The sequence below is a fragment of the Anaeromyxobacter paludicola genome, assembly GCF_023169965.1.
GTDB classification, from domain to species: Bacteria; Myxococcota; Myxococcia; order Myxococcales; family Anaeromyxobacteraceae; genus Anaeromyxobacter_B; species Anaeromyxobacter_B paludicola.
Genome location: NZ_AP025592.1, coordinates 1530792 through 1555613 on the forward strand (window position 1 = coordinate 1530792; position 24822 = coordinate 1555613).

Annotated in this window: 24 protein-coding genes; 15 read left to right on the forward strand and 9 right to left on the reverse strand. The window is 74.4% G+C overall.

Going from position 1 to position 24822, the window contains the following annotated elements; all coding sequences use genetic code 11:
- Positions 1-494 precede the first annotated feature (494 nt).
- Positions 495-764: a 30S ribosomal protein S20 gene (gene rpsT / locus AMPC_RS07180; protein ID WP_248345466.1), complete on the forward strand. Its 270-nt coding sequence runs from the start codon at positions 495-497 to the stop codon at positions 762-764.
- A 48-nt stretch (positions 765-812) separates the two neighbouring features.
- On the opposite strand, the gene lptE is transcribed toward rpsT, so the two are convergent.
- Together lptE and leuS are read right to left on the reverse strand one after the other, a co-directional pair.
- Positions 813-1331, reverse strand: a complete 519-nt coding sequence (lptE, locus tag AMPC_RS07185) for an LPS assembly lipoprotein LptE (protein ID WP_248345467.1) — start codon at positions 1329-1331, stop codon at positions 813-815.
- Positions 1332-1336: 5 nt separating this feature from the next.
- A complete protein-coding gene (gene leuS / locus AMPC_RS07190; protein WP_248345468.1) occupies positions 1337-3829 on the reverse strand; it encodes a leucine--tRNA ligase in 2493 nt (830 codons plus the stop codon).
- Positions 3830-3945: 116 nt separating this feature from the next.
- Here leuS and asnS point away from each other — a divergent pair, with 116 nt between their 5' ends.
- Both asnS and AMPC_RS07200 read left to right on the forward strand, forming a co-directional pair.
- A complete protein-coding gene (gene asnS / locus AMPC_RS07195; protein WP_248345469.1) occupies positions 3946-5250 on the forward strand; it encodes an asparagine--tRNA ligase in 1305 nt (434 codons plus the stop codon).
- Positions 5251-5407: 157 nt separating this feature from the next.
- The gene (locus AMPC_RS07200) at positions 5408-5884 is read left to right on the forward strand and encodes an ester cyclase (protein WP_248345470.1); all 477 of its coding nucleotides are present in this window, start codon (positions 5408-5410) and stop codon (positions 5882-5884) included.
- A gap of 27 nt (positions 5885-5911) precedes the next feature.
- On the opposite strand, the gene AMPC_RS20425 is transcribed toward AMPC_RS07200, so the two are convergent.
- The 4 genes from AMPC_RS20425 to AMPC_RS07215 form a co-directional block, all read right to left on the reverse strand.
- Positions 5912-6037 (reverse strand): thioredoxin domain-containing protein, encoded by a 126-nt coding sequence (locus tag AMPC_RS20425; protein WP_256466122.1) that lies wholly within the window; start codon positions 6035-6037, stop codon positions 5912-5914.
- Positions 6038-7457: 1420 nt separating this feature from the next.
- Positions 7458-8222 (reverse strand): class A beta-lactamase, encoded by a 765-nt coding sequence (gene bla / locus AMPC_RS07205; protein ID WP_248345471.1) that lies wholly within the window; start codon positions 8220-8222, stop codon positions 7458-7460.
- A gap of 447 nt (positions 8223-8669) precedes the next feature.
- Positions 8670-8996 carry a divalent-cation tolerance protein CutA gene (gene cutA, locus AMPC_RS07210; protein ID WP_248345472.1) on the reverse strand — a complete coding sequence of 109 codons (327 nt, stop codon included), beginning with the start codon at positions 8994-8996 and terminating at the stop codon, positions 8670-8672.
- A 23-nt stretch (positions 8997-9019) separates the two neighbouring features.
- Positions 9020-10168, reverse strand: coding sequence for an acyl-CoA dehydrogenase family protein (locus AMPC_RS07215; RefSeq protein ID WP_248345473.1), 1149 nt, complete (start codon positions 10166-10168; stop codon positions 9020-9022).
- A 125-nt stretch (positions 10169-10293) separates the two neighbouring features.
- Between AMPC_RS07215 and AMPC_RS07220 the strand changes: the two genes are divergently transcribed.
- Positions 10294-11223 carry a hypothetical protein gene (locus tag AMPC_RS07220; protein ID WP_248345474.1) on the forward strand — a complete coding sequence of 310 codons (930 nt, stop codon included), beginning with the start codon at positions 10294-10296 and terminating at the stop codon, positions 11221-11223.
- 10 nt (positions 11224-11233) lie between these two features.
- On the opposite strand, the gene AMPC_RS07225 is transcribed toward AMPC_RS07220, so the two are convergent.
- The 3 genes from AMPC_RS07225 to AMPC_RS07235 all read right to left on the reverse strand — a co-directional run bounded on the left by AMPC_RS07225 (position 11234) and on the right by AMPC_RS07235 (position 14778).
- Positions 11234-13057 carry an Lnb N-terminal periplasmic domain-containing protein gene (locus tag AMPC_RS07225; RefSeq protein WP_248345475.1) on the reverse strand — a complete coding sequence of 608 codons (1824 nt, stop codon included), beginning with the start codon at positions 13055-13057 and terminating at the stop codon, positions 11234-11236.
- 152 nt (positions 13058-13209) lie between these two features.
- Positions 13210-13710: a DUF3015 family protein gene (locus AMPC_RS07230; RefSeq protein ID WP_248345476.1), complete on the reverse strand. Its 501-nt coding sequence runs from the start codon at positions 13708-13710 to the stop codon at positions 13210-13212.
- A gap of 147 nt (positions 13711-13857) precedes the next feature.
- Positions 13858-14778 carry a DMT family transporter gene (locus AMPC_RS07235; RefSeq protein ID WP_248345477.1) on the reverse strand — a complete coding sequence of 307 codons (921 nt, stop codon included), beginning with the start codon at positions 14776-14778 and terminating at the stop codon, positions 13858-13860.
- 67 nt (positions 14779-14845) lie between these two features.
- On the opposite strand from AMPC_RS07235, the gene uvrA reads away from it, so the two are divergent.
- From uvrA to AMPC_RS07290, 11 genes are all read left to right on the forward strand, one after another.
- The gene (gene uvrA, locus AMPC_RS07240) at positions 14846-17734 is read left to right on the forward strand and encodes an excinuclease ABC subunit UvrA (RefSeq protein WP_248345478.1); all 2889 of its coding nucleotides are present in this window, start codon (positions 14846-14848) and stop codon (positions 17732-17734) included.
- 117 nt (positions 17735-17851) lie between these two features.
- On the forward strand, positions 17852-18349 hold the full coding sequence (locus tag AMPC_RS07245) for a rubrerythrin family protein (protein ID WP_248345479.1): 498 nt from the start codon (positions 17852-17854) through the stop codon (positions 18347-18349).
- A 59-nt stretch (positions 18350-18408) separates the two neighbouring features.
- Positions 18409-19593: a hypothetical protein gene (locus tag AMPC_RS07250; RefSeq protein ID WP_248345480.1), complete on the forward strand. Its 1185-nt coding sequence runs from the start codon at positions 18409-18411 to the stop codon at positions 19591-19593.
- A gap of 2 nt (positions 19594-19595) precedes the next feature.
- Complete coding sequence (locus AMPC_RS07255; protein WP_248345481.1) at positions 19596-20018, forward strand: NUDIX domain-containing protein; 423 nt, start codon at positions 19596-19598, stop codon at positions 20016-20018.
- Positions 20015-20575, forward strand: coding sequence for an AMMECR1 domain-containing protein (locus tag AMPC_RS07260; protein WP_248345482.1), 561 nt, complete (start codon positions 20015-20017; stop codon positions 20573-20575). Before AMPC_RS07255 ends, AMPC_RS07260 begins: the two co-directional genes overlap by 4 nt.
- Entirely contained in the window at positions 20572-21642 is a 1071-nt protein-coding gene (rseP, locus tag AMPC_RS07265) for an RIP metalloprotease RseP (protein ID WP_248345483.1), read from the forward strand. Before AMPC_RS07260 ends, rseP begins: the two co-directional genes overlap by 4 nt.
- 66 nt (positions 21643-21708) lie before the next feature.
- Positions 21709-22140 (forward strand): thioredoxin family protein, encoded by a 432-nt coding sequence (locus AMPC_RS07270; RefSeq protein WP_248345484.1) that lies wholly within the window; start codon positions 21709-21711, stop codon positions 22138-22140.
- 9 nt (positions 22141-22149) lie between these two features.
- On the forward strand, positions 22150-22806 hold the full coding sequence (gene moaD / locus AMPC_RS07275; RefSeq protein WP_248345485.1) for a molybdopterin converting factor subunit 1: 657 nt from the start codon (positions 22150-22152) through the stop codon (positions 22804-22806).
- A 34-nt stretch (positions 22807-22840) separates the two neighbouring features.
- Entirely contained in the window at positions 22841-23209 is a 369-nt protein-coding gene (locus AMPC_RS07280; RefSeq protein WP_248345486.1) for a response regulator, read from the forward strand.
- On the forward strand, positions 23206-24156 hold the full coding sequence (locus AMPC_RS07285) for an HD-GYP domain-containing protein (protein WP_248345487.1): 951 nt from the start codon (positions 23206-23208) through the stop codon (positions 24154-24156). Before AMPC_RS07280 ends, AMPC_RS07285 begins: the two co-directional genes overlap by 4 nt.
- Positions 24153-24782, forward strand: a complete 630-nt coding sequence (locus AMPC_RS07290) for an HAD family hydrolase (RefSeq protein WP_248345488.1) — start codon at positions 24153-24155, stop codon at positions 24780-24782. Before AMPC_RS07285 ends, AMPC_RS07290 begins: the two co-directional genes overlap by 4 nt.
- Positions 24783-24822 lie beyond the last annotated feature (40 nt).

Sequence of the window (24822 nt, forward strand, 5' to 3'; positions counted from 1 at the left end):
ACGGTGTCTTGGACCGATACCGCTCGCCTGCCTGGCCGGGCCATCATCCCTGCCGGGTGCCGCGCCCCCCCCGCTTTCATCCTGGGTGGATAACTCAGAGCGCAGCCGCCCCGGACCCGTCGCGAGATGTGGGCAATCGGCCCACCTCACGCCAGTTCCTTGACGCTCAAGCCAGAGCCGGGCGCCTGCCCGGCTCCCCCGCTCCGCCGTAGGGCGAGCGCAGCACGCGTCGCTGCCGGCCACGTGGCACAAGCGCTCGCCACGCACCCTCGGCGCACGGCGCGGCCGGAGCGGGCCGCGCCGGCGGCCCCACCCTCCCCGCTCCCTCCCGCCGGCGCGACGTCGCGGCGCAACCCGCGTCGCGAGCGCGATCCGGACCCGCGCCGTCTGCCGGCCCGGGAAAGCAGCCGAGAGGCCTCGTACCTGCTTGACGTCGCGCGCGCCGGAAGGTAGAGAACGCCGCTCTCTATCTATCTGATTCTCGGAGAACTCCGTTGGCCAACACCCGCTCGGCTGAGAAGCGCAACCGTCAGGCGCAGAAGCGCCGCACCCGCAACGTCCACGTCCGTACGAGCGTGAAGGGCGCCGTCAAGAAGGCTCGCGAGGCCATCGCCCAGGGCGGTGACACGAAGCAGGCCGTCGTCGAGGCCTCTCGCGCGCTCTCGAAGGCCGCCTCGAAGGGCGTCCTGCACAAGAACGCGGTCTCGCGCCGCATCTCGCGCCTCGCCAAGGCCGCGGCCAAGGCCGCGAAGCCCCAGGCGTAAGGCGCCGTTCGACCGCGCCTCACCGCACGAGCGGCCTGACCCCTCGGGTCACGGCCGCTCGAGCTTTTCCACCAGATCCCGCCCCAGCGCCTCGGCCGCCCTTCGCAGGGCGAGCCGCCGCCGGCCCTCGGTCTCGAGGGGATCCTGGCCGGCGACGTACTCCTCGTTGCGGGCCAGCGGGAGCTCCGCGACCGGCTTGCCGTCCACGGCGAGCCGGGCCCGGACCGCCAGCGTGAGCACGAAGGTGGTGCCCGCCGGCAGGAAGCGGATCGTCTCCACCTCCCCCTCGATGCGGGCCCGGTCCCCCGGCCGGCCCGACGCGCCGCGGCGCGCCAGCTCCTGGCGGACGGCCGCCGCCACCCAGGCGCCCGCCTCGGCGTCGGAGGAGCGGTTGTCGAAGGGCGGCACGAAGATCCGCTCCGCCCCGGGGGGCAGCCGGCCGGCGCCGGAGGTGAACCCGTAGCCGCAGCCCGCGGCGAGGAGCAGCGCGGCGAGGAGCCCGGCGCGCGCCGCCGCGAGCCGCCGGGGCGGCGCGAGGCGGCGGGCGGCTGGCGCGGCGCGGGCCATCGGCCCTACCCGACCACGAAGTTCACGAGCCGGCGGGGCACGAAGACCACCTTGCGGACGGTCTTGCCGGCGAGGTGGGCCTGCACCTTCTCGAGCCCCTCGGCGAGGGCCCGGACCTCGGCCTCCGCCGCGCCCACCGGCGCCTGCACCTCGCCGCGGAGCTTGCCGTTCACCTGGACCGCGATGGTCACCACGTCGGCGGCGCAGAGCGCGGGGTCGAAGCCGGGCCACGGCGCCTCGGCGAGCAGCTTCCCCTCGGCGACCGGCCCGAGCACGGCGTGCCAGAGCTCCTCGGCCACGTGCGGCGCGAAGGGCGCGAGCAGCGCCGCCGCGGCCGCCAGGGCCTCGCGCACCGCCGCCCGGTCGGCCTCCGAGCCGGGCTCGAAGGCGTACAGCGCGTTCACGAGCTCCATCAGCGCGGCGATGCCGGTGTTGAACTTGAGGTCGCCCTCGAAGCCCTCGGTGACCCGCTTGATGGTCCGGTGCGTCCGCCGGCGCAGCTCGAGCGCCTCGCCGGAGGCGTCCGCCAGCGCCGCCTCGGACGCGCCGAAGCAGCCCTCGCGCGCCACGAAGATGCGCCAGACGCGCGAGAGGAACCGGAAGAGCCCCTCCACCTGCTCGTCCGACCAGTCGATGTCCTTCTCCGGCGGGGCGGCGAAGAGCATGAAGAGCCGCACCGTGTCGGCGCCGAAGCGCGACACCATCGGCCCCGGAGCGACCACGTTGCCCCAGCGCTTCGACATCTTCCGGCCGTCGGGGCCGTTCACGATCCCCTGGGTGACGAGCCGCTTCACCGGCTCGGCGCAGGGGACGAGCCCGAGCTCCTGCATCACCCGGTTCCAGAACCGGAAGTAGAGCAGGTGCATGACGGCGTGCTCGGGGCCGCCCACGTACACGTCCACCGGGAGCCAGCGCCGCGCCGCCTCGGGGTCGAACGGGCGCTGGTCGTCCTTCGGCGACAGGTAGCGCGCGTAGTACCAGGAGGAGTCGACGAAGGTGTCCATCGTCTCCGTCTCGCGCTTCGCCGGCTTGCCGCAGGTCGGGCAGGTGGTGTTCACGAAGGACGGCACCTTCGCGAGCGGCGGCTCGCCGGTGCCGGTGATGATCGCCTCGTCGGGCAGGACCACCGGGAGCTGGTCCACGGGCACCGGCACCGCGCCGTGGTCCTCGCAGTAGACGATGGGGATGGGCGTGCCCCAGTAGCGCTGGCGCGAGAAGCCCCAGTCGCGCAGGTGCCAGCGGACGGTCGGGGCGCCGAAGCCCCTCTCCTTCGCCTCCGCCGAGAGCCGCCGGCGCGCCTCGGCGCTGGTGAGCCCGGTGGCGGTCCCGCTGCTCACGAGCCGCCCGTCGTCGGTGAAGGCCGCCTCGAGGCGGGCCTCCTCCACCGGCTCGCCCACGGCCGGCTGGATCACCACCCGGATCGGCAGGCCGTACTTCCTCGCGAACTCGAAGTCGCGCTGGTCGTGGGCCGGCACGCTCATGACGGCGCCGGTGCCGTACTCGGCGAGCACGAAGTTGGCGACCCAGATCGGCACCTCCTCGCCGGTGAACGGGTTCACCGCGTGGGCGCCGGTGAAGACGCCCTCCTTCGGCGCGCCCTCGCCGGTGCGCTCGGCGGCGTCGGTCCGGCGCATCCGCTCCACGAACGCCTGCACCGCCTCGCGCTGGGCCGGGGTGGTGAGCTCGGCGGTGAGCGGGTGCTCGGGGGCGAGCACCACGTAGGTGCAGCCGTGGATGGTGTCCACCCGCGTGGTGAAGACCTTCACCGTCCGGCCGGAGCCGGCCACGGCGAAGTCCACCTCGGCGCCCTCGCTCTTGCCGATCCAGTTCCGCTGCATGGTGGTGACGCGCTCGGGCCACTCGGTGAGCCCGTCGAGCCCGTCGAGGAGATCCTGGGCGTAGGCGGTGATGCGGAAGGCCCACTCCGGGATCTGCTTCTCGAGCACCTTCGACCCGCAGCGCTCGCAGGTCTCGTCCACCACCTGCTCGTTGGCGATGACGGTGTTGCAGCCGGTGCACCAGTTGGCCTTGCCGACGCGCCGGTAGACGATGCCCTTCTCGAGCATCTTCACGAAGAACCACTGGTTCCAGCGGTAGTAGGAGGGATCGGCGGTGACGATCTCCCGGTCCCAGTCGAAGGAGTAGCCGAGGCTCTTCATCTCGGCGCGGAAGCTGACGATGTTCTCCTCGGTGCGGGCGCGCGGGTGCTTGCCGTCCTTGATGGCGGCGTTCTCGGCCGGGAGCCCCAGGGCGTCGAAGCCGATGGGGTGGAGGACGTCGAAGCCCTTCATGCGCAGGTGGCGGGCCAGCGCGTCGCCGATGGTGTAGACGCGGGCGTGCCCCATGTGCATGGCGCCGGAGGGATAGGGGAACATCTCGAGGACGTACCGCTCCTCGGCCTGGGGGCGGCGGCCGGCGTGGAAGACGCCGGCGTCGCGCCAGCGCCCCTGCCAGCGGGACTCGATCGACTGCGGCTCGTAACGCTCGTTCATGGACATGGTCGGTTCTCGGGGCCGGGGATATTACCGCGAGCCCAGGGCTTTTCCACGACGGAACGCCGCGGGCTTCCGCGCGCGACCTCGGGTATATTGCGCCCGCCCCGGAGGGAACCGACATGAGACCGACCATCTACGTCGCCGACATCGCGAAGCACGAAGGCCAGGAGGTCACGCTCCACGGCTGGCTCCACAACCGCCGCTCATCGGGCAAGCTCCACTTCCTGCAGCTCCGCGACGGCACCGGGTTCATCCAGTGCGTGGTGTTCAAGGGGAACGTCAGCCCCGAGGCCTTCCACGAGGCCGACCACCTGCCGCAGGAGACGAGCCTCACCGTCACCGGCACGGTGAAGAAGGACGCCCGCTCGCCCATCGGCTACGAGCTCGACGTGAAGGACCTGTCGGTCCAGGCCCGGCCGGCCCGCGAGTTCCCGCTCGGCCACAAGGAGCACGGCGTCGCCTTCCTGATGGAGCAGCGGCACCTCTGGCTCCGCTCGCAGCGGCAGCAGGTGATCCTGCGGGTCCGCCACACGGTGGTGAAGGCCATCCGCGACTTCTTCGACCAGAACGGCTTCACGCTGGTGGACGCGCCCATCTTCACGCCGAGCGCCTGCGAGGGGACGAGCACGCTCTTCGAGGTGCCCTACTTCGACCTCGGCAAGGCCTACCTCACCCAGTCCGGCCAGCTCTACATGGAGGCCGGCGCGACGGCGCTCGGCAAGGTCTACTGCTTCGGCCCCACCTTCCGCGCCGAGAAGTCGAAGACCCGCCGCCACCTCACCGAGTTCTGGATGGTGGAGCCGGAGGTGGCCTACATGGACCTCGACGGCGACATGACGCTCATGGAGGAGTTCGTCTCCTACGTGGTCCAGACCGCCCTCGCGAAGCACGGCCGCGAGCTCGCGAGCGTGCTCGAGCGCGACGTGTCCAAGCTCGAGAACGTGAAGGCCCCCTTCCCGCGCATCACCTACACCGAGGCGGTGGAGGTGCTGCAGAAGGCCGGCCACCCGATGAAGTGGGGCGACGACATCGGCGGCGACGAGGAGACCATCGTCGCCTCGGCCTTCGATCGGCCGGTGATGGTCCACCGCTACCCCGCCGAGATGAAGGCCTTCTACTTCAAGAAGGACCCGGACGACCCGAAGGTCGCGCTCGGCTGCGACGTGCTCGCGCCCGAGGGCTACGGCGAGATCATCGGCGGCGGCCAGCGCGAGGACGACCTCGCCGTGCTCGAGGCGGCCATCGCGCACCACCAGCTCCCGCGCGAGGCGTTCGAGTGGTACCTCGACCTGCGCCGCTACGGCACCGTGCCGCACGCCGGCTTCGGGGCGGGGGTCGAGCGCATGGTCGCCTGGATCTGCGGCCTCCACCACGTGCGGGAGACCATCCCGTTCGCGCGCATGATGGAGAGAATAACCCCCTGATCGCGGGCGGCCCCCGCCATTCCCGAAACGGACGCTGGCCCCCGCGAGCCCTGTCTCCCGGGGGCCGCCTCGTTTCGAGGGCCGCGCGCCCTTGCCCGGCCCGCCGCGCTGCGCAGATCTCCCGCGCCGCCACTCCCGGCGGCGGAGGAGGCAAGCCATGGCGATGGACATCAAGCAGGCGCAGCGCCGGTTGATCGAGGAGGCCTTCGGCAAGGGGAACTTCGACGTCTACGACGAGCTCTGCGATCCCTCGTACCGCGCCCACGACCCGCTCACCGGCGACGCCGACCTGGCGCAGGAGCGCGAGCTCGTGCGGGGCTACCGGACCGCCTTCCCGGATCTCAAGCCGACCATCCTGCAGTCCTGGGTGGACGCCGACGGCGACACCTGCTTCACCCGCTGGCGCATGACCGGCACGCACCGCGCCCCGCTCATGGGGATCGCCCCGACCGGCAAGTCCTGCACGGTCGAGGGGATCTCCATCTCCCACTTCAAGGGCGGGAAGGTCGCCGAGGAGTGGTCCCAGTGGGACGCCCTCGGCCTCATGCGGCAGCTCGGGCAGGGGGCGGGGATGGGCGCCCAGCAGCAGGGTCGCGGCGCCGGGTTGGGCCAGACGGCGCAGCAGCCGCACTGAGCCAGCGCGCGGGCCTGCTCGGCCCGGTCACCCCTCGGTCGGCGCGGCGGCAGCGGTGCGGAGCCCGCCGCGCCGATCGAGCTCCTGCAGCTCCTCGTAGCCGCCGACGGCGCGGTCCCCGAAGAAGATCTGCGCGAAGAAGATCTGCGGCAAGGTGGTGCGCCCCCCGGCCGCCCGGGCCAGCGCTTCGCGCTCCTCGGTTCAACGTGCCGAGTCCGCGCAAAGGGCCTGACCGAGCACCGCTCCGCTCACGCCGCGATCGCGTACGCCGCCTCCGGTTCCCGCACCTTCCAGACGGAAGGAGCGCCCCCCTCCGCGCCCTCCAGCGGGATCGGGCCGCCCGCCCTCTTCCAACCACCGCGCAAGAGCCAGGTCCGCGCCGGCGCCGTGACCGCCTCGGGCGCGCCGCTGGCCGCGTGCGCCGTGCGGCTCGGGCGGTAGCGGGCTGTTCGATGGCCCACCCGTCGAAGGCCGCCGCCGAGGAGCAGGGATCGAGCCATCCCGCGGGCACCGGCTCGCCGCTGCGCCGCGCGTGGGACGCGAAGTTCCCGAGCACGTAGGCGAGGGCGCGGCGGGTCTCGGTCGGCGTGGTGAGCGGGCGCAGGTGGTAGCGGTCGGAGAACACCGGACCGCGCCCCCGCATGAGCCGGTTCAGCCCCTTCGCGAGCCGGATGACGAGCGAGCGCGCGCCGGCGCGGAGCGCCACCGCGTCGTCGGCCTCGACGAGCAGGTGGAGATGGTTCGTCTGCACCGAGAAGTGGACCACCCGGAAGCCGGTCCGAGCCGACATCGAACCGCGGAGCGCGCGACGCACCAGCTCGAGCTGGCGTGGCGAGCGCAGGCTCCAGACGTGCGGCAGCGCGCGAACGGTGAGGTGGAAGGGGTGGCGCCCGCTCACCTCGGGCCGGGGCACGTGGGCGACCCCCGCCGTCGCGCCGCGCGGCTTTCGCCCGGCCCCATCGCGGCGGCCACCCCACGTGCGCAGGTCGAGCGGGAGCTGACGTGGGCCGGTGCGCTTCGACATGGCCCGCATCATCGCACGAATACGGAACACGCGTTCAGCCCCATTGGGTGCGCGAGCGTCCCGGCGCCGAACGCTGGTTGCCCGCACGTCGGAGCGCAGCGGATGCCCTGTCGGCCCTTCACCACCAGAACATACGCCGAATCAAGAATGTCGGGACGAGCCCCACTCGCCCTCGGACTCGGACCTCGGAGGCACTCTCTTCGACCCTCTTACGGATCGCTGGCGCTTCGACAAGCGATGCGACCTGCTGCCCGGCGCCCGATCCCGCGGCTGAGCCCAGTAGCACCGTGTGCGCCGGCCATCGCCCTGCCGAGCCCTGAGCGTGAGCGAGGACTGCCCGCGGACGCCGCCGCGGGTGGCGGCCGAGTCCCGCATCGCGCCCCGCGGACCCGAGCGCGCGGGCGGGGCGTGCGGAACCCGGCCGGCGCGGAGCTCAGCGCCCGGAGGACACCCCAGCGCGGGAGCGCAGCCGCTCGACCTGCTGGGCCGGAATCCGCGGCCATCAAGCGATGGTCCCGTTCGGCCGCTTCAAGTGAGCGCGCGCCCCGTTCACCTCTGCTCGCTCGTGAACACCTCCACGATGATGCGGCCGACCTCGGCAATCACCGCATCACGGTCGTCCGCCGGTGCGTCGGAGCCGGTGAGGTAGACGGCGACGGCGATCGGTGCGCGCCCGGGGGGCCGCAGGAGCGCGACGTCGTTCGAGGTCCCGCGCGCGCCGGTCCCGGTCTTGTCCGCGATCGACCAGCTCCCGGGCATGCCGGCCCGGAGGCGCTTGGAGCCGGTCACGGAAGCGGTCATCCAGCGTTCGAGCCGACGCGCCGAGCCGGGCGAGAGCCGCCCGGCGAGGAGCAGCCGGCGCAGATCGTCCACCATCGCCGCGGGGCTGGTGGTGTCGCGCGGGTCGCCGGGGAGCGCCGTGTTGAGCTCCGGCTCGGTCCGGTCCAGGCGGGTGACCCGGTCATCGAGCGAGCGCGCGAAGTCGGTGAGCGCGGGAGGCCCGCCGAGCGCGTTGAGGAGGAGGTTCGCGGCCGAGTTGTCGCTCACCTCGATGCTCGCCGCGCAGTGCGCCTCCACCGGGAGCGCGCCCTCTCCGGCGTGCGCGCGCACGACCGGGGCGTGATCCAGCACGTCCTCGGGGGTGAAGGCGATGCGCCGCCCGAGCCGTTCCTCTCCGCGATCCACCCGCTGGAGGACGGCGCCGGCGAGGAGCACCTTGAAGGTGCTGCACATCGGGAATCGCTCGCCGCTCCGGTACTCGAGGCGGCGGCCGGAGCCCGTGTCGATCGCCGCGACCCCGAGGCGCCCTCTCACCTGCGCCTCGAGCGCCGCCAGCCGGGTGGCCGCGGGTCGAGCGGACGAGCCATCTGCGGCGACCGGAACGGCGAGCGCCAGGAGGAGCGCGACCGCCGCGACGCGAGCCGCAGCGGCTACGGCGCGGAGTCGTCGCCGGTGGGGGCCGATGGCTCGGGCAGGCATGGCCCCCACCATGAACCCAAGCCCGCGGCCCGTCCACACCTCACCCCGGCGCATGGCCTGGCAAACGGAGGGCTCGCTCCGCGACCGTGTGGCGGCGAGCCCGTCGGCGCGGGGCGGCCCGTGTCCCGCGGCCGCCCTGCCCTTCCACGTCCGGCTCGAGCGCGATCTCGAGCCGGCACCTTCCAGCATCGGGGCCTCGCGCGCGCCGCTCCCGGCGCCTCGTCGGTGGCGCGCCGGGGATGGCGCGAAGCCGCGGGCCGGGAACCTTCTCGCCCAAGGCCCTCACGCCGTCGGCGCCAGGCTCTCCTCGATCCAGCGCAGGTAGGCGGCGCTCCCCCCCTCGACGCGCAGCGCGATCACCTCCGGCACCTGGTACGGGTGGAGGGCCAGCACGCGGTCGCGCAGCCGCGGGAAGAGCTCGCGGCTGGTCTTGAGGACCAGCAGCACCTCGGGCTCGTCCGCCACCTTCCCCTCCCATCGGTAGATGGAGCGCACGCCCGGGAGCACGTTGCCGCAGGCGGCGAGCCGCTCCTCCACCAGCGTACGCGCCAGCTCGGCCGCCTTGTCGGCGGTCGGCGCGGTGACGATCACGGCCAGGGCGTCGGTCATCTCTACCCCTCCTCGGGCGCGGTCTACCACCCCTCGGCGCGCGAGACGAGCTCGCGCATGATCTCGCTCGTCCCGCCGGCGATGGTGAGGAGCCGCAGGTCGCGCCAGGCCCGCGCGACGTCGCTCTCCAGCACGTACCCCATGCCGCCGTGGAGCTGCATGCAGTCGTAGGCGACCCGCTGCGCGAGCTCGCAGGCGAGGAGCTTCGCCATCGAGATCTCGCGCTGCGCCGGCTCGCCGCGATCGAAGAGATCGCACGCGCGGTAGGTGAGCCAGCGCGCCGCCTCCACCTCCGTCGAGAGCTGCGCCAGGCGGTGGCGCCAGGCCTGCATCGACGAGAGCGGCCGGCCGAAGGCGCGCCGCTCCTCGCCGTACCGCCGCGCGTCCTCGAGGAGCAGCCGCGCCCCCGCCACCGCGATCACCGCCGCCACCAGCCGCTCCCCCTGGAAGTTCTCCATGAGGTAGCCGAAGCCGCGGTCCGGCTCGCCGAGCAGGAAGCGCGCCGGCACCCGGCAGTCCTCGAAGAAGAGGAGCGCCGTGTCGGAGGCGTGGTTGCCGATCTTCTCGAGCCGGCGCGAGACCTGGAACCCCTTCACGTCGGTGGGGAAGGTGAGGAGCGACAGCCCGCCCGCGCCCGGCTCCCCGGTGCGCGCGAGCAGCGTGAGGAAGTCGGCCCGGGTGCCGTTCGTGATCCAGGTCTTGGCCCCGTTCACCACGAGCTCGTCGCCGTCCCGCCGCGCGGTGGTCCGGATGGCGGCCACGTCCGAGCCGGCGTCGGGCTCCGAGATGGCGAGCGCCGCCACCTTCTCGCCGCGCAGGGCCGGGGCCAGGAACTCGCGCTTCTGCTCGTCGGTGCCGAGCGCGCCGATGACCGGGGTCGCCATCTCCCCCTGCACCAGCATGGCCATGTCGAGCCCGGCGCAGCGGGAGCGGCAGAGCTCCTCGGCGTAGGCGACGACGTACCAGTAGTCGAGCCCGGAGCCGCCCCAGGCGGTGGGGTGCCGGATCCCGAAGAGCCCGAGCTCGCCGAAGCGGCGGAAGAGCGCGCGCGGGAAGATCCCCGCCTCGTCCCAGGCGCGCGCGTGCGGCCGGAGCTCCGCCTCCACGAAGGCGCGGACGGTGCGGCGGAACGCCTGGTGCTCCTCGCCGAAGGGCTCGAGACGGGCGGGCATGAGGCCTCACCGGGGACGCCTCTCCTCTACCGGCGGGCGGGCGCGGCCGCCAATCGGAACGTGCGCCCCCTTCGGTCCTCGCCAGGGCGCCCCGGTGGTGCTTCACTCACCGGATGGAGGCCGCCATGTCCGCCCGCCCCACCTTCGCCATGCTCGCCGTCTCGCTCGCAGCCTGCTCGGGGGCGTCCTGCGCCTCCAACGCCGCCCGCCAGGCGGACGGGGGCGCCGCGCCCGGGGCCGAGCAGGTCGCGCTCCGCTTCGCCTGGCCCGACGGCTTCCGCGCCCGCGTGGCGCTGGAGCACCAGACCCTGCGCGAGGGCGATCCCCCCACCCGGGCGGTGGTGCGCCACGAGCTCACCACCGAGCGCAAGGGCGGGGAGATCTTCGTCCGCACCTCGGGGACCGAGGGCGAGGGCGACGAGCCGGAGCTGCAGCTCAACCTCGCCATCGGCGAGGCGCTGGTGCAGGTGGTGGGGCGCGACGGCGCCTTCAAGCGCGCCGAGGGGATCGACCGCGCGGTGGAGCTCCTGCGGCGCGGCGGCGCGGACGAGCCCAGCGGCAGGACCGCCCGCGACAGCATCGGCCGGCAGGTGCGCGAGGACTGGGAGATGACCGTCGGCGCCTGGCGCGGCCGGTCCCTCGCCGCCGGCCGCCCGGTCACCTCGCAGCAGGAGGGCGCCCTCGCCCTCCTCCCGGCGGTCACCGGGACCATGGACGTGGAGCTCCTCTTCCACAAGCGCGTCCCCTGCGAGGAGGGGCAGGCCGAGGCGCGCTGCGTGGAGCTGGCCCGCACCGTCCGGCCGGCGAAGAAGAGCGAGCAGGAGATCCTGGCGCAGGTCGCGGCCGCCCTGCCGGGCCCCCAGGGCGCGGCGCTCAAGTCGGTGTCCGCCAGCTCCGAGCAGGTGCTCACCACCGAGCCCGACACGCTCGTGCCGCACCGGCTGCTGCTCCGGGACCAGGTCATCCTGACGCTGACCGGCCCCGACGGCGCGCCGCGGGTGGTGACCGAGCGGAGCGAGGACGCCTACCGGTTCGCGCCCGAGCTGGATTTGTAGGGCTGCGCCGTCACCGGTAGAGCAGGAGCGAGAGCTCGCCCTCGTGGGCGAGCGGCGTCTTCCGCCAGTCGAGGGCGAGCGAGACCGGCCCGAGGTGGAGCCGCCCCCCCGCCCCGAGGGCGAACCCCGTGTCCGGCGCCGCCCACGGCTGGAAGCGCCAGCCGGCGCTCGCCTGCAGCGCGCCGCGCGCGCCCGCGAGCCGCAGCGTGGCCGTCGGGCCGACCCCGAGCCGCAGCCCCGACCCGAAGGCGCCCCGGAGCGAAGGCGTGCCCGCGAGCTCGCTGTCGGCCGAGAGCCAGGCGGTGACCGCGCCGCCGCCGCCCACCACCGCCGGGCCGCCGCCGAGCTCGAGGAGGCCGGCCAGACAGCCCCGGCAGCCCCCGTCGCGCAGCGTGGTCGCGCCGGCGCGCATGTGCCAGGAGACGCGCCGGTCGAAGCGGTCGAGCGGGTTGGTCGAGACCACGTCCACGAAGGAGAAGTCCTCGAGCCGGAGCCGCTGCGACCGGGTCTCGACCCGGAGCCGCGTCACCAGGAACTCGAGCTGGCTCCCCGGCGAGAAGCCCGCCGGCGGATCGAGGAGATCGTGGAGCGCCGCGCGCCAGCCGAGCGAGAGGAACGGGCCCGCGTCGCTCGACGCGCCGCCGCCCACCGTGAACCGGGCCGAGCCGTGCCCCACCTCCGGCCCGCCGTGCGCCGGCGGCGGCACCGTGAGCGGCGCGCTCTGCACCGGCACGCCGCTGCGGCGCGCGAGCAGCGCCTGGCGCGCCTCGGCGACGCCGGCCCGCCCCTCCACCAGCGCGCGGGCGTGGCGCATGTCGTAGAGGTCCACCGCCGCGTCGAGGACCGCCGCCTCCGCCTCGGGCGCGAGCCCCGCCGGCGAGGGGCGCGCCGGGTCCTCGGCGAGCGCCTCCACCGCGTCGTGGAGGCGCGGGTCGAGCGCCGCCGCCCGCTGGCGGAACTGGGAGCGGATCGAGGGGCGGAACCGCACGCCGCGCACGAGGCCGGGGTTGTCGTAGAGCGCCTGCACCGTCGCGGCCGGGAGCACCACCGGGGCGAGCCGCGAGAGCAGGTCGAGCCGGGGCGCCGCCGCCTCCAGCGCGCCGAGGATGTGGTACGAGCAGTTCTCCGACAGGTAGTAGTAGTCGAACCAGGTCGAGCCGAGCTCCCAGACGTGCGCCACCAGCATGGCGACCTCGTCCGGCTCGAGCGCGAGGTCGTACTCCCACACGTCCCGCGACTCGTAGTCGGCGTACTCGCGGACCTTGTAGAAGTAGGGCAGCGCCGTGAACTCGCCCTTGAAGAGCCCGACGAGCCCCTTCACCGCGTAGAGCACGGCGTTGCCGGTGTCGGCGGTCGCGGCGTAGTTCACCCCCTGGTCGAGCAGCTCCTCGCGCTCTCCGCGCCCCCCCGCCCCGCCCTTGTCGAGCCGCAGGAAGGTGTGCCCGAAGGCCGAGGCGGGGTTGTCGAGGAAGTAGGACGAGAAGACCAGGGTGACGCCGCGCGCCTGCGTCCGCTCCCAGAAGCGCTCCAGCTTCTCGCAGCGCCGGGGCGGCAGCCGGGACACGTCGATGCCGAGGCGCCGGACGAGGAAGGCGAAGCGGGCCGGGAACTGGCACTGCGGGTGCTGGCGCTCCGGGTCCTTCGGCTCCGGGGCGAAGAGCCCGCGCACGGTGGCGGCGAGCTCGGCCTCCGGATCGGTCTTCCCCCGGGCCGAGAGGAAGAAGCCCGGCCCGTCGGCCTCGCTCTCGAAGCCGCCCGCGGCCCGCTCGCGCCAGTGGCCGAGCCGCAGCCACTGGCGATCGCGCGCCAGCCCCGCCGCGCGCGCCTCGCCCACGAGCTCCTCGCGGTAGCTCGGCCCGGCCGCCGCCGCGACGGCCGGGAGCGCGGCCGCGAGGAGGAGGGCGAGGAGGGGCGCTCGCCTCGGGCGGAGACGCGAAGAGCCCCGCGGACGGGGCTCTCCGGGCCTCACGGCGCCAGCGCCGGAAGCTAGCCCAGCTCGGAGCAGGAGAGCGCCTTGTCGGCCTTGAGCGTCGAGATCACGTTGGCGGAGACCGCCTCGTCCGAGATCGACTGCTCCGGGAAGACCGCCTGGAAGCTCTGCTGCAGCTTCGCGCCCACGGCCTGGGCGTCGGCGCAGCCGGCGAGGTGCGTGAGGGCGGAGATGGTCTCACCGGAGCCGCGCGACATGTCCTTCGCGAGCGCCTCGCGGTTCGCCTCGATGAAGGTCTTCGTGCCGGAGAGGCCCACCGCCGACTCGCCGCAGTTGGAGGTGCCGGAGGTGATCCCGAAGGTCTGGGTGCCGAAGAGGCCGTTGGTGGTCGCGGCCAGGATCTGGATCGCGCCCTTCTGGTTGCCGAAGGCCATCGAGCCGAGGCCGCAGCCGGCCGTGCCGTAGGTGCCGCTCCCCTTGATGCCGCCGCCGCCCTGCGCCGCCGAAGCGTTGCCCGCCATCGCCAGGATCGCCAGCGCGATCATCATCTTCCGCATGTGTGCCTCCTCGGTTCTCGTTGGAGTTCATGGGAGGGCGGGGCTTCCCGCCCCCCGAGCCCTTCATGCTGCCATGCTGCACGAACAGCCAGTCGAACACCAGCACGCTCCCCCGTCCGGGCGGCGTTCGATCGGGACGGCGCCCGCTCACCTCCCCGGCTGGGGCTCGGCGCCGCCGCGGCGCGCGGGCGCGTGCCCGAGGACGGACCCGTAGGCCACGCCCGCCACCCCGATCACCACGCCCGCGAGGCCGGCGGCGGTGGGGCGCTCGCCGAGGAGCGGCACCGCGAGCAGGTAGGTGGCGAGCGGCGTGAGCTGGAGCCAGACGGCCGCCTCGCCCACGCTGAGCGCCCCGTAGGCCTCGGTCATGAGCACCTGCGCGGCCATCGACACCGCGCCGAGCGCGGCGGCCCCGGCCCAGGCGCCGGCCCCGGCGGGCCAGGCGGTGAGCGCGAAGGGGAGCGCCACCGGCATCCCGCCCAGGCAGAACCAGAAGAAGATGGTCGGCGCGTTGTCGGTGGCGCGCATGGCGCGGATGACCACCGCCGAGGTGGCCGCGAAGACGGCGGCGCCGAGCGCCAGCAGCTCCCCCAGCCCGAGGCCGAGGCGCGCCGCGCCGGCGTCGCCCGAGAGCACGAGCCCCACGCCGGCGGTCGCCACCCCGAGCGCCGCGACGAGGTGCGCCGTGGGCCGCTCGCCGAACGCGAAGAAGCTCATCCCGGTGGCGATGACCGGGAACAGGTTGTAGAGCAGGCTCGCCTCGCCGGCCGGGATGCGGGCGAGGGCGCTGAAGTAGAGCACCACCACCAGGCCGCCCGAGATCCCGCGCGAGAAGAGCAGCCGCCGGTTCACGGGGCGGTAGGTGCCGGGCCGCAGCCGGAAGTAGGCGAGGCTCGCGGCGGCGCCGAAGACGAAGCGGACCACCGTGAGCTGGCCGGCGGTGAAGTGGGCCGGGCCGCGCGAGAGCAGGCGCGCCAGCACCGCCATCAGGCCGAAGCAGACGCCGGAGGCCAGCATCGCCAGCCGGGCCAGCGACCGCGACCCTCCTCGCCCGGCGCGCGCGTCCATGCGCCCGTGTTAGCGCGTCCGGCTCGCGCTGGCCAGCGGGGCCTCCATGCATTAAGAGAGGCGGACCGTGAGCGAACCCGACCACATCATCGTGAAGGGCGCACGCGAGCACAACCTCAAGTCGGTCACCCTCGAGATCCCCAAGAAGCAGCTGGTGGTCTTCACGGGCGTGTCCGGCTCGGGCAAGAGCTCGCTCGCCTTCGACACCCTCTACGCCGAGGGGCAGCGCCGCTACGTGGAGTCCCTCTCCTCGTACGCACGGCAGTTCCTCGGGCAGATGGAGAAGCCCCGGTACGACACCATCCGCGGCCTGTCGCCCACCATCTCCATCGAGCAGAAGGCGGCCTCCAACAACCCCCGCTCCACGGTCGGGACCATCACCGAGGTGCACGACTACCTGCGCGTGCTCTACGCCTCCATCGGCGTGCAGCACTGCCCGTCCTGCGGGCGGCAGGTGGGCAAGCAGACCGCCCAGCAGATCGTGGAGGCGATCCTCGCCCTGCCGGAGGGCTCGCGCATCCTGGTGCTGGCCCCCCTCGTCCAGAACCGGAAGGGCGAGTACCGCGAGCTCCTCGGCGACGTCGCCAAGCGCGGCTTCTCCCGGGTCCGCGTGGACGGCATGATCCACGCCCTCACCGAGCGGCTCGCCCTCGACAAGAAGCTGAAGCACGACATCGAGCTCGTGGTGGACCGGATCGTGGTGAAGGAGGGCGTGAAGGGGCGCCTCACCGACTCGGTCGAGACGGCGCTGCGCGAGGGCAAGGGCACGCTCATCGTCGCCGACGCCGAGAAGGAGCAGAAGGTCGGGCCGGGCATCGACCCCGAGGAGTACAAGCGGCACGATCGCTTCTTCTCCGAGACCAACGCCTGCCACACCTGCGGGCTCAGCTTCTCCGAGCTCGCCCCGCAGAACTTCTCCTTCAACAGCCCGCTCGGCAGCTGCCAGGAGTGCCAGGGGCTCGGCACCCGGGCCGAGATGGACCCGGACCTCATCATCCCCGACCCGTCGCTCACCATCCGCGAGGGCGCGGTGGAGCCCTGGGCGAGCGGGATGGAGCGGGGCGAGGGCTGGACCTTCGAGTTCGTCGAGCACCTCTCCCGCTCGCTGGGGCTCGACCTCGACACCCCGTGGGGCAAGCTCTCGAAGCGCGACCGTGACATCGTCCTCAACGGCAACGAGGGGATGGCGCGCACCCGGATCGTCTGGGAGGGCGTGCTGAACCAGCTCTACCGGCGCTTCAAGTCCACCGGCTCGGAGGCGATGCGCCGCTACTACATGCGCTACTTCTCCGACAAGCCCTGCCCCGCCTGCGAGGGGGAGCGGCTCAAGCCGGAGAGCCGCGCGGTGAAGGTGCGCGGCCGCGGCATCGTGGACCTGTCCCGCCTCACCATCGTGGACGCCCACCAGTGGCTCTCCGACCTGGCGCTCGCCGGGAACGAGGCCCGCATCGCCGACGAGCTCCTCAAGGAGATCAAGAACCGGCTCAAGTTCCTGCTCGACGTGGGGCTCGGGTACCTCACGCTCGACCGCCCCGGCCCCTCGCTCTCGGGCGGCGAGAGCCAGCGCATCCGGCTCGCCTCGCAGATGGGCTCGGAGCTCACCGGGGTCATCTACATCCTCGACGAGCCTTCCATCGGCCTGCACCAGCGCGACAACGGCAAGCTCCTCGCCACCCTCAAGCGGCTGCGCGACATCGGCAACTCGGTGATCGTGGTCGAGCACGACGAGGAGACCATGGAGGAGGCCGACTGGCTCGTGGACTTCGGCCCCGGGGCCGGCGCCCACGGCGGCGAGGTGGTGTCGCAGGGCACGCCGGCCGCGGTGAAGGCCGACCCGCGCTCGCTCACCGGCGCCTACCTGTCCGGCCGGGCCGAGATCCCCGTCCCGGAGCGGCGCCGCCCGCGCAAGCACGGCGCCATCACGATCGCCGGCGCCACCGAGAACAACCTGCAGGACGTCACGGTCGAGTTCCCGCTCGGCACCTTCACCGCGGTCACCGGGGTCTCCGGCGCGGGCAAGTCCACGCTCGTGAACGCGGTGCTCCGGCCGGCCCTGATGCGCCACCTCTACGGCACGCGCGAGGTGCCCGGGAAGCACCGGGCGCTGCGCGGCTACGAGGCCATCGACAAGGTCATCGACATCAACCAGCAGCCCATCGGCCGCACCCCGCGCTCGAACCCGGCCACCTACACCAAGGTGTTCGACTTCGTGCGCGAGGTCTTCGCCCAGACCCCGGAGGCGCGCGCCTTCGGGTACCAGCCCGGCCGCTTCAGCTTCAACGTGAAGGGCGGGCGCTGCGAGGCCTGCCAGGGCGACGGCATGAAGCTCGTGGAGATGCACTTCCTCGCCGACGTGCTCGTGCCCTGCGAGGTGTGCGGCGGCAAGCGCTTCAACGACGCCACCCTGCGCGTGCAGTTCAAGGGCAAGAACGTCGCCGAGGTGCTCGACCTCTCGGTGAAGGAGGCCATCGAGCACTTCGCCCACCACCGCGAGATCGTCCGCATCCTCCAGACCCTCGACGACGTGGGGCTCGGCTACATCAAGCTCGGCCAGCCCTCCCCCACCCTCTCCGGCGGCGAGGCGCAGCGCATCAAGCTCTCGCGCGAGCTCGCCCGCGTCGGGACCGGCAAGACCCTCTACATCCTCGACGAGCCGACCACCGGGCTGCACTTCGAGGACGTGAAGAAGCTCCTCGCCGTGCTCGACCGGCTGGTGGACGCCGGCAACACCGTGGTGGTCATCGAGCACAACCTCGACGTCATCAAGTACGCCGACTGGCTCGTGGACCTCGGTCCCGAGGGCGGCCACGGCGGCGGCCAGGTCATCGCCGAGGGGACGCCGGAGGAGGTGGCGCGCGTGAAGGCCAGCCACACCGGCCACTACCTCGCGAAGGTGCTGGCCCACCACCAGACGCGCGGCACCCGCGGCCGGGCCCAGGTGCTCGCGGGCTCCTGAGGGCCCGGAGGACCTCCCTCACCGGCCCCGCGCCGGCCAGGGCGGCCCCTCCGGCCCGCGATCCGCGGCGCGCGGAAATGCGGTAAGGAGTTCCTCCCACCTTCCTCCGGAGGACCCATGCCCACCACCAACGAGAACCTCGAGATCGCCTTCGCCGGCGAGAGCCAGGCCAACCGCAAGTACCTCGCCTTCGCGAAGAAGGCCGACAAGGAGGGGCTGCCGGCCATCGCCCGGCTCTTCCGCGCCGCCGCCGAGGCCGAGACCATCCACGCCCTCGCCCACTTCGCCAACGCCGGCCACGTCGGCTCCACCCTCGAGAACCTGAAGGCCGCCGTCGCCGGCGAGACCTACGAGTTCAGCGAGATGTACCCGCCCATGGTGGAGCAGGCCAGGCAGGAGGGGCACCGCGGCCAGAAGATGCTCGGGTTCGCCAACGAGGTCGAGAAGGTGCACGCGCGCCTCTTCCAGCAGGCGCTCGCGGCCCTCGAGGGCGGCCAGGACCTCTCGCAGATGCAGGTCTACCTCTGCCCGGTCTGCGGCGACCTCGAGTTCGGCGTCCCCGAGAAGTGCCCGGTCTGCGGCCTCCCGGGCGAGAAGTTCCAGAAGGTGGCGTAGCGCCGCGCCGGCGCGAAACAATTGAGGGAGAGGGCGCCCGCGGCTAGAGTCCGCTCGCCATGACCCCACTCCCCGACCCCGACGCCGTGCTGGCGCTTCTCAAGGATCCCAACGTGGAGTCCCAGGAGATCGCCACCGCCACCGGCGCGCCCCGGGAGGAGGCCGGCCGCGCCTGCCGGATCGTGCTCGCGATCGCCCGCGCCAAGCCCGAGGAGGTGCAGTCCCTCCCGGCGCCGCTCGCGCTGGCGGTCCTGCGCGCCGCCCTGCAGGCGGGCCGCGCCGACCTGCTCGCCGCCGCCGCCGCCCACCCCTCGAAGGACGTGGCCAAGGAGGGGAAGCGCTGCCTCCACCTCCTCAAGGCCCGCGGCGTCTCCGTCCCGGAGCCGGCCCGGCCGCCGCCTCCCGCTCCCGTCGCCGTCGTCGAGCCGGAGTTCCCCTGCTACGCCTCGGTGGTGGACGGGCACGGCGAGCGCGCCGTCTGGATCGCCCGCAACCAGCCCGGCCGCGGCGTCGAGGTGGCCCAGCTCATCCTCTCCGACGCCCAGGGCCTCCTCGAGTTCCAGGTCGGGGTCCTCGGGCGCAAGGAGTTCCGCGCCTTCGCGCACGACCTCGAGGAGCGGGGGCGCGTGCTCGGCATCGACGAGGTCGATCGCGGGACGGCGCAGGCGCTGGTCGCGCAGGCGCGCCGGCTGAACGGCGAGGCGAAGCCGCCGCCCGAGGGGGCCGACCTCTGGCTCTCGAAGCTCGGGCCCGCCGGGGAGGCGCCCGACCTGCCCGCCCGCTTCCCGCCGCTGCCCGAGCCCGAGGAGCGCGCCGCCCTCGAGGCGTCCGGCCGGCTCCACGCCCTGCCGCTGCTCCGCTCGTGGCTCGCCGATGAGGACGCCCTGCGCGCGCTCGCGGCCCGCCTCGACGAGATCGCGGTCTCGCCGCTCTACCTCGACGAGCAGCAGCGCGAGGAGCAGTCGGCCCGCGCCGTCGCCGAGGCGGCCGAGGCCTGGCTCGACGCGCCCCGCCGCGCGCTGCTCGCGGCCCGGCTCCGCACGGTGGCCGATCACCTCGAGCGGACCGGCCGCCCGGACGACGCGCGCGCCGCCGCCGCGGCCGCCCGCGCCCTCGAGGCCGGCCGGCCCGCCGCCGAGATCCCCTTCGCGCGCCTCCTCGTCGAGAAGGCCTTCCCGGCCCGCCCCGAGGGCGGCGCGGGGACCGGCCGCGAGGCGCCGCTCATCGTCGGGCCGGGAGCCTGAGCGTGGCCGAGTACCGGAACCCCACCCCCACCGTGGACCTGGTGGTGCTCCTGCCCGGCGATCGGGTGGTGCTGGTCGAGCGCAAGGGGGAGCCGCGCGGCTGGGCCCTCCCCGGCGGCTTCGTGGACGAGGGCGAGTCGCTCGAGGCCGCCGCGGTGCGCGAGGCGCGCGAGGAGATCGGGCTCGAGGTGACGCTGGAGGAGCAGTTCCACGCCTACTCCGACCCGCGCCGCGATCCCCGCCGCCACACCGTGACCACGGTCTTCATCGGCCGGGCCGAGGGCGAGCCGGTCGGCGGCGACGACGCCGCGCAGGCCCGCCCCTTCCCCTGGACGGCGCTCCCCTCGCCGCTCTGCTTCGACCACGCCGAGATCCTGGGGGACGTCCGGCGCTACCTCCTCACCGGGCAGCGGAGGCGCCTGTGATCGACCTCGTCCCCGAGGAGCGCGCCGCGCTCCTCCTCGTCGCCCGCGCCGCGCTGGCGCGGGCCCTCGGCGCTCCCGCCGACCCGCCCGCCGCGCCCGGCCGGCTCGCCTCGCTGCGGGCCGGCGTCTTCGTGAGCTGGACGGTGGACGGCGAGCGGCGCGGCAGCCTCGGCGCCATCGCCCCCTCGGCCCCGCTCCTCGAGGAGACCGCCGCCATGGCGGTGCGCGCCGCCCTCGAGGACCCGCGCACCCCGCCCGTCACCGCGGCGGAGCTGCCGCGGGCCCGCTGCACGGTCGCGCTCGCGGCCGCGCCGGAGCCGCTCGACGACCCGGGCCGGCTCGACCCGGCCCGCCAGGGCCTCTCGGTCACCCACGGCGACCACGCCGCCGTGCTGCTGCCGGCGGCGGCCGCGGGCCAGGGCTGGGGGGCCGCCGAGTACCTGAAGCACGCCTGCCTGCGCGCCGGGCTGCGCGCCGACGCCGCCGCGCTGCCCGGCACCCGGGTGCTCGCCTTCGAGGTGCTGGAGGTCGGGGACGTGATAGGAACTGCCGGATGATCCCTGCCGTGGCCCTCTCCGCGGCGGCGAGCTTCCTCGCCGTCGCGCTGGTCGTCGTCCTCGCGTTCTCCTTCCTCATCGTGATCCACGAGGCCGGCCACTTCGCCGTGGCCCGGGCGTGCGGGATGCGCGTCGAGCGCTTCAGCGTGGGGTACGGGCCGGTGGTCTGGTCCACCCGCCGGGGCGAGACCGAGTACGCCATCTCGATCCTGCCGTTCGGCGGCTACGTGAAGATCGCCGGCATGGCGCCGGACGAGGAGATCGCGCCGGGCGACCCGGCCGCCTACTCGAACCAGCCCGCCTGGCGACGCTTCCTCGTCATCCTCACCGGCCCGGCCATGAACTACGTGGGCGCGGTGCTGCTCGCGTGGGCCATGATCGCGACCACCGGCATCCGCGAGCCCGACCCGGCGCCGGCGGTGGGCGAGGTGGTGGCCGGGAGCGCCGCCGAGCGCGCCGGGCTGCGCGAGGGCGATCGGATCGTGGCGGTGGACGGGGCGCCGGTCGGCTCGTGGGCGGCGCTGGTCTCGGCGGTGCAGGCCCGCCCCTCGCGGCCGGTCCGGCTGGACGTGGAGCGGGGCGGCGCGCCGCTCGCGCTCACCGCGGTGCCGGACGCGATCGGCGGCCGCGGCCGTCTCGGGCTCGGGCCGAGCATGCGGCTCGTCCGGGCCCCGCCGGCAGCGGCGCTGGGGCGCGGCCTCGCCCTCACCAACGCGCGGGCCGGCGACATCCTCGCCGGCCTGGGCCAGATGGTGAGCCGCAAGCAGCAGGCGGAGCTGCGGGGCCCGGTCGGCATCGCGCAGGAGATGGCGAAGAGCGCGCGGGCGGGGCTCGCCCCGTTCCTGTCGATGGTCTGGTTCATCTCCATCGTCCTCGCGCTCTTCAACCTGCTCCCCATCCCCGCGCTCGACGGCGGCCGGCTGGTCTTCCTGTGCTACGAGATCGTCACCCGGCGGCGGGTGGACGAGAAGGTGGAGAGCACCGTCCACCTGGTCGGCTTCATCGCCATCTTCGGCCTCATCCTCCTGACCGTCTTCGGCGACCTGGCGCGGCTCTTCCACCGATAGCGCGACCCCCTCCGTCCCCTTCCTGCTATACTGGCCGGCGGGGATGTGCTTCACGCGAGGGGACCCATGCCAGTTTTCCGCTGCACCGCCTGCGGGGCGGTGAACCGCGTCGGCTCGCCGGCCGGCGGGAGCGAGTGCGCCCGCTGCAAGCGCGCGCTCGACGTGTCGGGCGCGCCGCAGGAGGTGGACGCCGCCTCGCTCGTCTCGGCCCTGCGCTCCTCGCCCGCCCCGGTGCTGGTGGACTTCTCCGCGGGCGAGGCGCCCGCCGAGCTGCGGCGCATCGCCCGGGACCAGGCGGGCGACCTGCTGGTGCTGACCGTGGACCCGGGCGCCGAGCCGGCCGCGGCGCGGGCCTACGACGTCGAGCGGTCCCCCACCTTCATCCTCTTCTCGCGCGGCGCCGAGGTGCGGCGCGCCGAGGCGCTGCCGCCGGAGGGCGAGCTCTTGCGCTGGTGCGAGGCGCCCGCGCGGCCCACGCAGGCGGCCCGCGCCGGTTAGAATGGCCGCATGAACCTCACCGTCCTCTTCTTCGCCGCCGCCCGGGAGGCCGCCGGGCTGGATCGCGAGACCATCGTCCTGCCCGAGCCGGCCGACGTCGCCGCCCTGCGGCGCGCGCTCGCCGAGCGCCACCCCGCCCTGGCCCGGATCCTCCCCCGCTGCCGCATGGCGGCCGGCGAGGAGCTGGTCGAGGAGCACCACCCGCTCGCCGACGGGGCGGAGGTGGCCGTCATCCCGCCGGTCTCCGGCGGCGCCCCGCTCTTCCGCGTCCAGGACGCGCCCCTCTCGCTCGCCGAGGTGGTGGCCGCGGTCGCCTCGCCCGGGCGCGGGGCGGTGGTCACCTTCAGCGGCGACGTGCGCAGCGAGACGCGCGGCCGCCCGGTGGTCCGGCTCGAGTACGAGGCCTACCGCTCCATGGCCGAGAAGACGCTCGCCCGCATCGGCGCCCAGCTGGCCGAGGCGCACGGGGCCGTGCTCGCCATCGTCCACCGGGTGGGCGTGCTCCAGCCGGGAGAGTCGGCGGTGGTGATCGCGGCCGCCGCGCCGCACCGCACGCCGGCCTTCCGCGCCTGCGAGGAGGCCATCGAGCGGCTCAAGCGCGAGACGCCCATCTGGAAGCGCGAGGTCTTCGCGGACGGCACGGAGTGGGTGGGGCTCGGCCCCTGACCCGGCCCTCGGTCCGGGATATCATGGAGGCCCGATGAAGCTCCTCATCGCCGACGACGACCGGCTCATCCGGGCCATGCTCTCGGACATCCTCGCCGAGCTCGGGCACACGGTCGTGGCCGCCGCCGACGGCGAGGAGGCGGTGCGGCTCTACGAGGCCGAGCGGCCCGACGCGGTCATCCTCGACTTCCTCATGCCGCGCCTCTCCGGGCTCGACGCCCTCCAGGCCATGCGGCGCGGCGGCGCGCGGGTCCCGGCGGCGCTCCTCACCGCCATCAGCGACGACAGCGTGCGGGCGGTGGACGGCGGCGACGCCCCCGACGCCTACCTCGAGAAGCCGTTCCGGCGCCGCACCATCGAGCGCGCGCTGGCCGAGCTGGCCCGGGCGGCGCGCGCCGGATGAGGCTCTTCCGGGCCATCCTCGGGCTGATGCTCCTGTCGTCGGCCGTGCCGGTGGCGGTCCTGGGCGCGCTGCTCGCCACCCGCGCCGAGCTCGACGGCCTGGCCATCGGCGCGGGGGCGTTCTCGGTGGCGCTCTCGGTCGCGCTGTCGGCCTGGTTCGCCCGGCGGCTCACCCGCCCCGTGCGCGCCTGCGTCGCCGGCGCGCTCGAGATCGCGCGCGGCCGCTTCGGGCGCGAGGTCCCGGTGCAGGTCCGCAACGAGATCGGCGACCTCGCCTACACCTTCAACCACATGTCGCGCGAGCTCGCGAGCTACGACGCCGAGAACCACCGGCTCATCGCGGCGCTGGAGCGCGGCTACCTCGACACCCTCCGGAGCCTCGCCGGCGCCATCGACGCCAAGGACCCGTACACCCGCGGCCACAGCCAGCGCGTCGCCGACCTCTCGGTCGAGATCGGCCGGGAGCTCGGGCTCGACGGGCCGCAGCTGCGCCTCCTCGAGTACGGCGGCCTCCTGCACGACGTGGGCAAGATCGGCGTGGGCGAGCCCATCCTGCGCAAGGCCGGCCAGCTCACCGAGGAGGAGATGGCCGTCATGCGCGAGCACCCGGTGATCGGGGCGGAGATCGTGCGCGGCGTCGAGTTCCTGGCCGGCGCGCTGCCCGGCATCCGCTCGCACCACGAGCGCTGGGACGGGGGCGGCTACCCGGACCAGCTGGCGGGCGAGCAGATCCCGCTCGTGGCCCGCATCGTCTCGGCCGCCGACGTCTACGACGCCATGACCTCGGAGCGCCCGTACCAGCGGCCCCTCCCGCCCGCGACCGCCAGCGAGAAGGTGGCGAGCATGGCGGGGCGCCAGATCGACCCCCGCGTGGCCGCCGCCCTGGAGCGGGTCCTGCAACGGCGCGAGACCGGCGGCGCGGCCGGCGAGCGGGAGGCGCGCGCGTGACCCGGGCGGCCCTCCTCGACCTCGACGGCACGCTCATCGACTCGCGCGAGGACCTCTGCCTCGCCGTGAACCACGCCCTCGGCGTGGTGGGGCTGCCGGCGCGCTCGCTCGAGGAGGTGACGAGCTTCGTCGGCGAGGGGGCCGCGAAGCTGGTGGCCCGGGCCGTCGCGCCGCGGACCGACCTCCTCGAGCCCGCCCTCGCGGCCTGGTGGGAGCACTACGAGGCCCACCTGCTCGACCGGACCCGCCTCTACCCGGGCGTCGCCGAGGTCCTCGCCGGCGCGGGGCGCACCCTCGCCGTGCTCACCAACAAGCCGGGGCGGCTCGCCCGACGCATCCTCGACGGGCTCGGGGTCGGCGGCCGCTTCGCGGCGGTGGTCGGCGGGGACGAGGCGGCCCGGAAGCCCGATCCGGCCGGCGCGCTCGCGCTCCTGGCGAAGCTCGGCGCGTCGCCCGGCGACGCGGTCTTCGTGGGCGACAGCCGGGTGGACCTCGAGACGGCCCGCGCCGCCGGGATCCCCTTCGTGGCGGTCGGGTGGGGGCTCGTGCCCGAGGCGGCGCTGCGCGAGGCCGGCGCCGAGGTGATCGTGCACCGCGCCGCCGACCTCGCGCCCTGGCTGGCGTAGGCGTCGGCGCCCTCCGGCGCCGCCCTCCTCCGGACGGCCC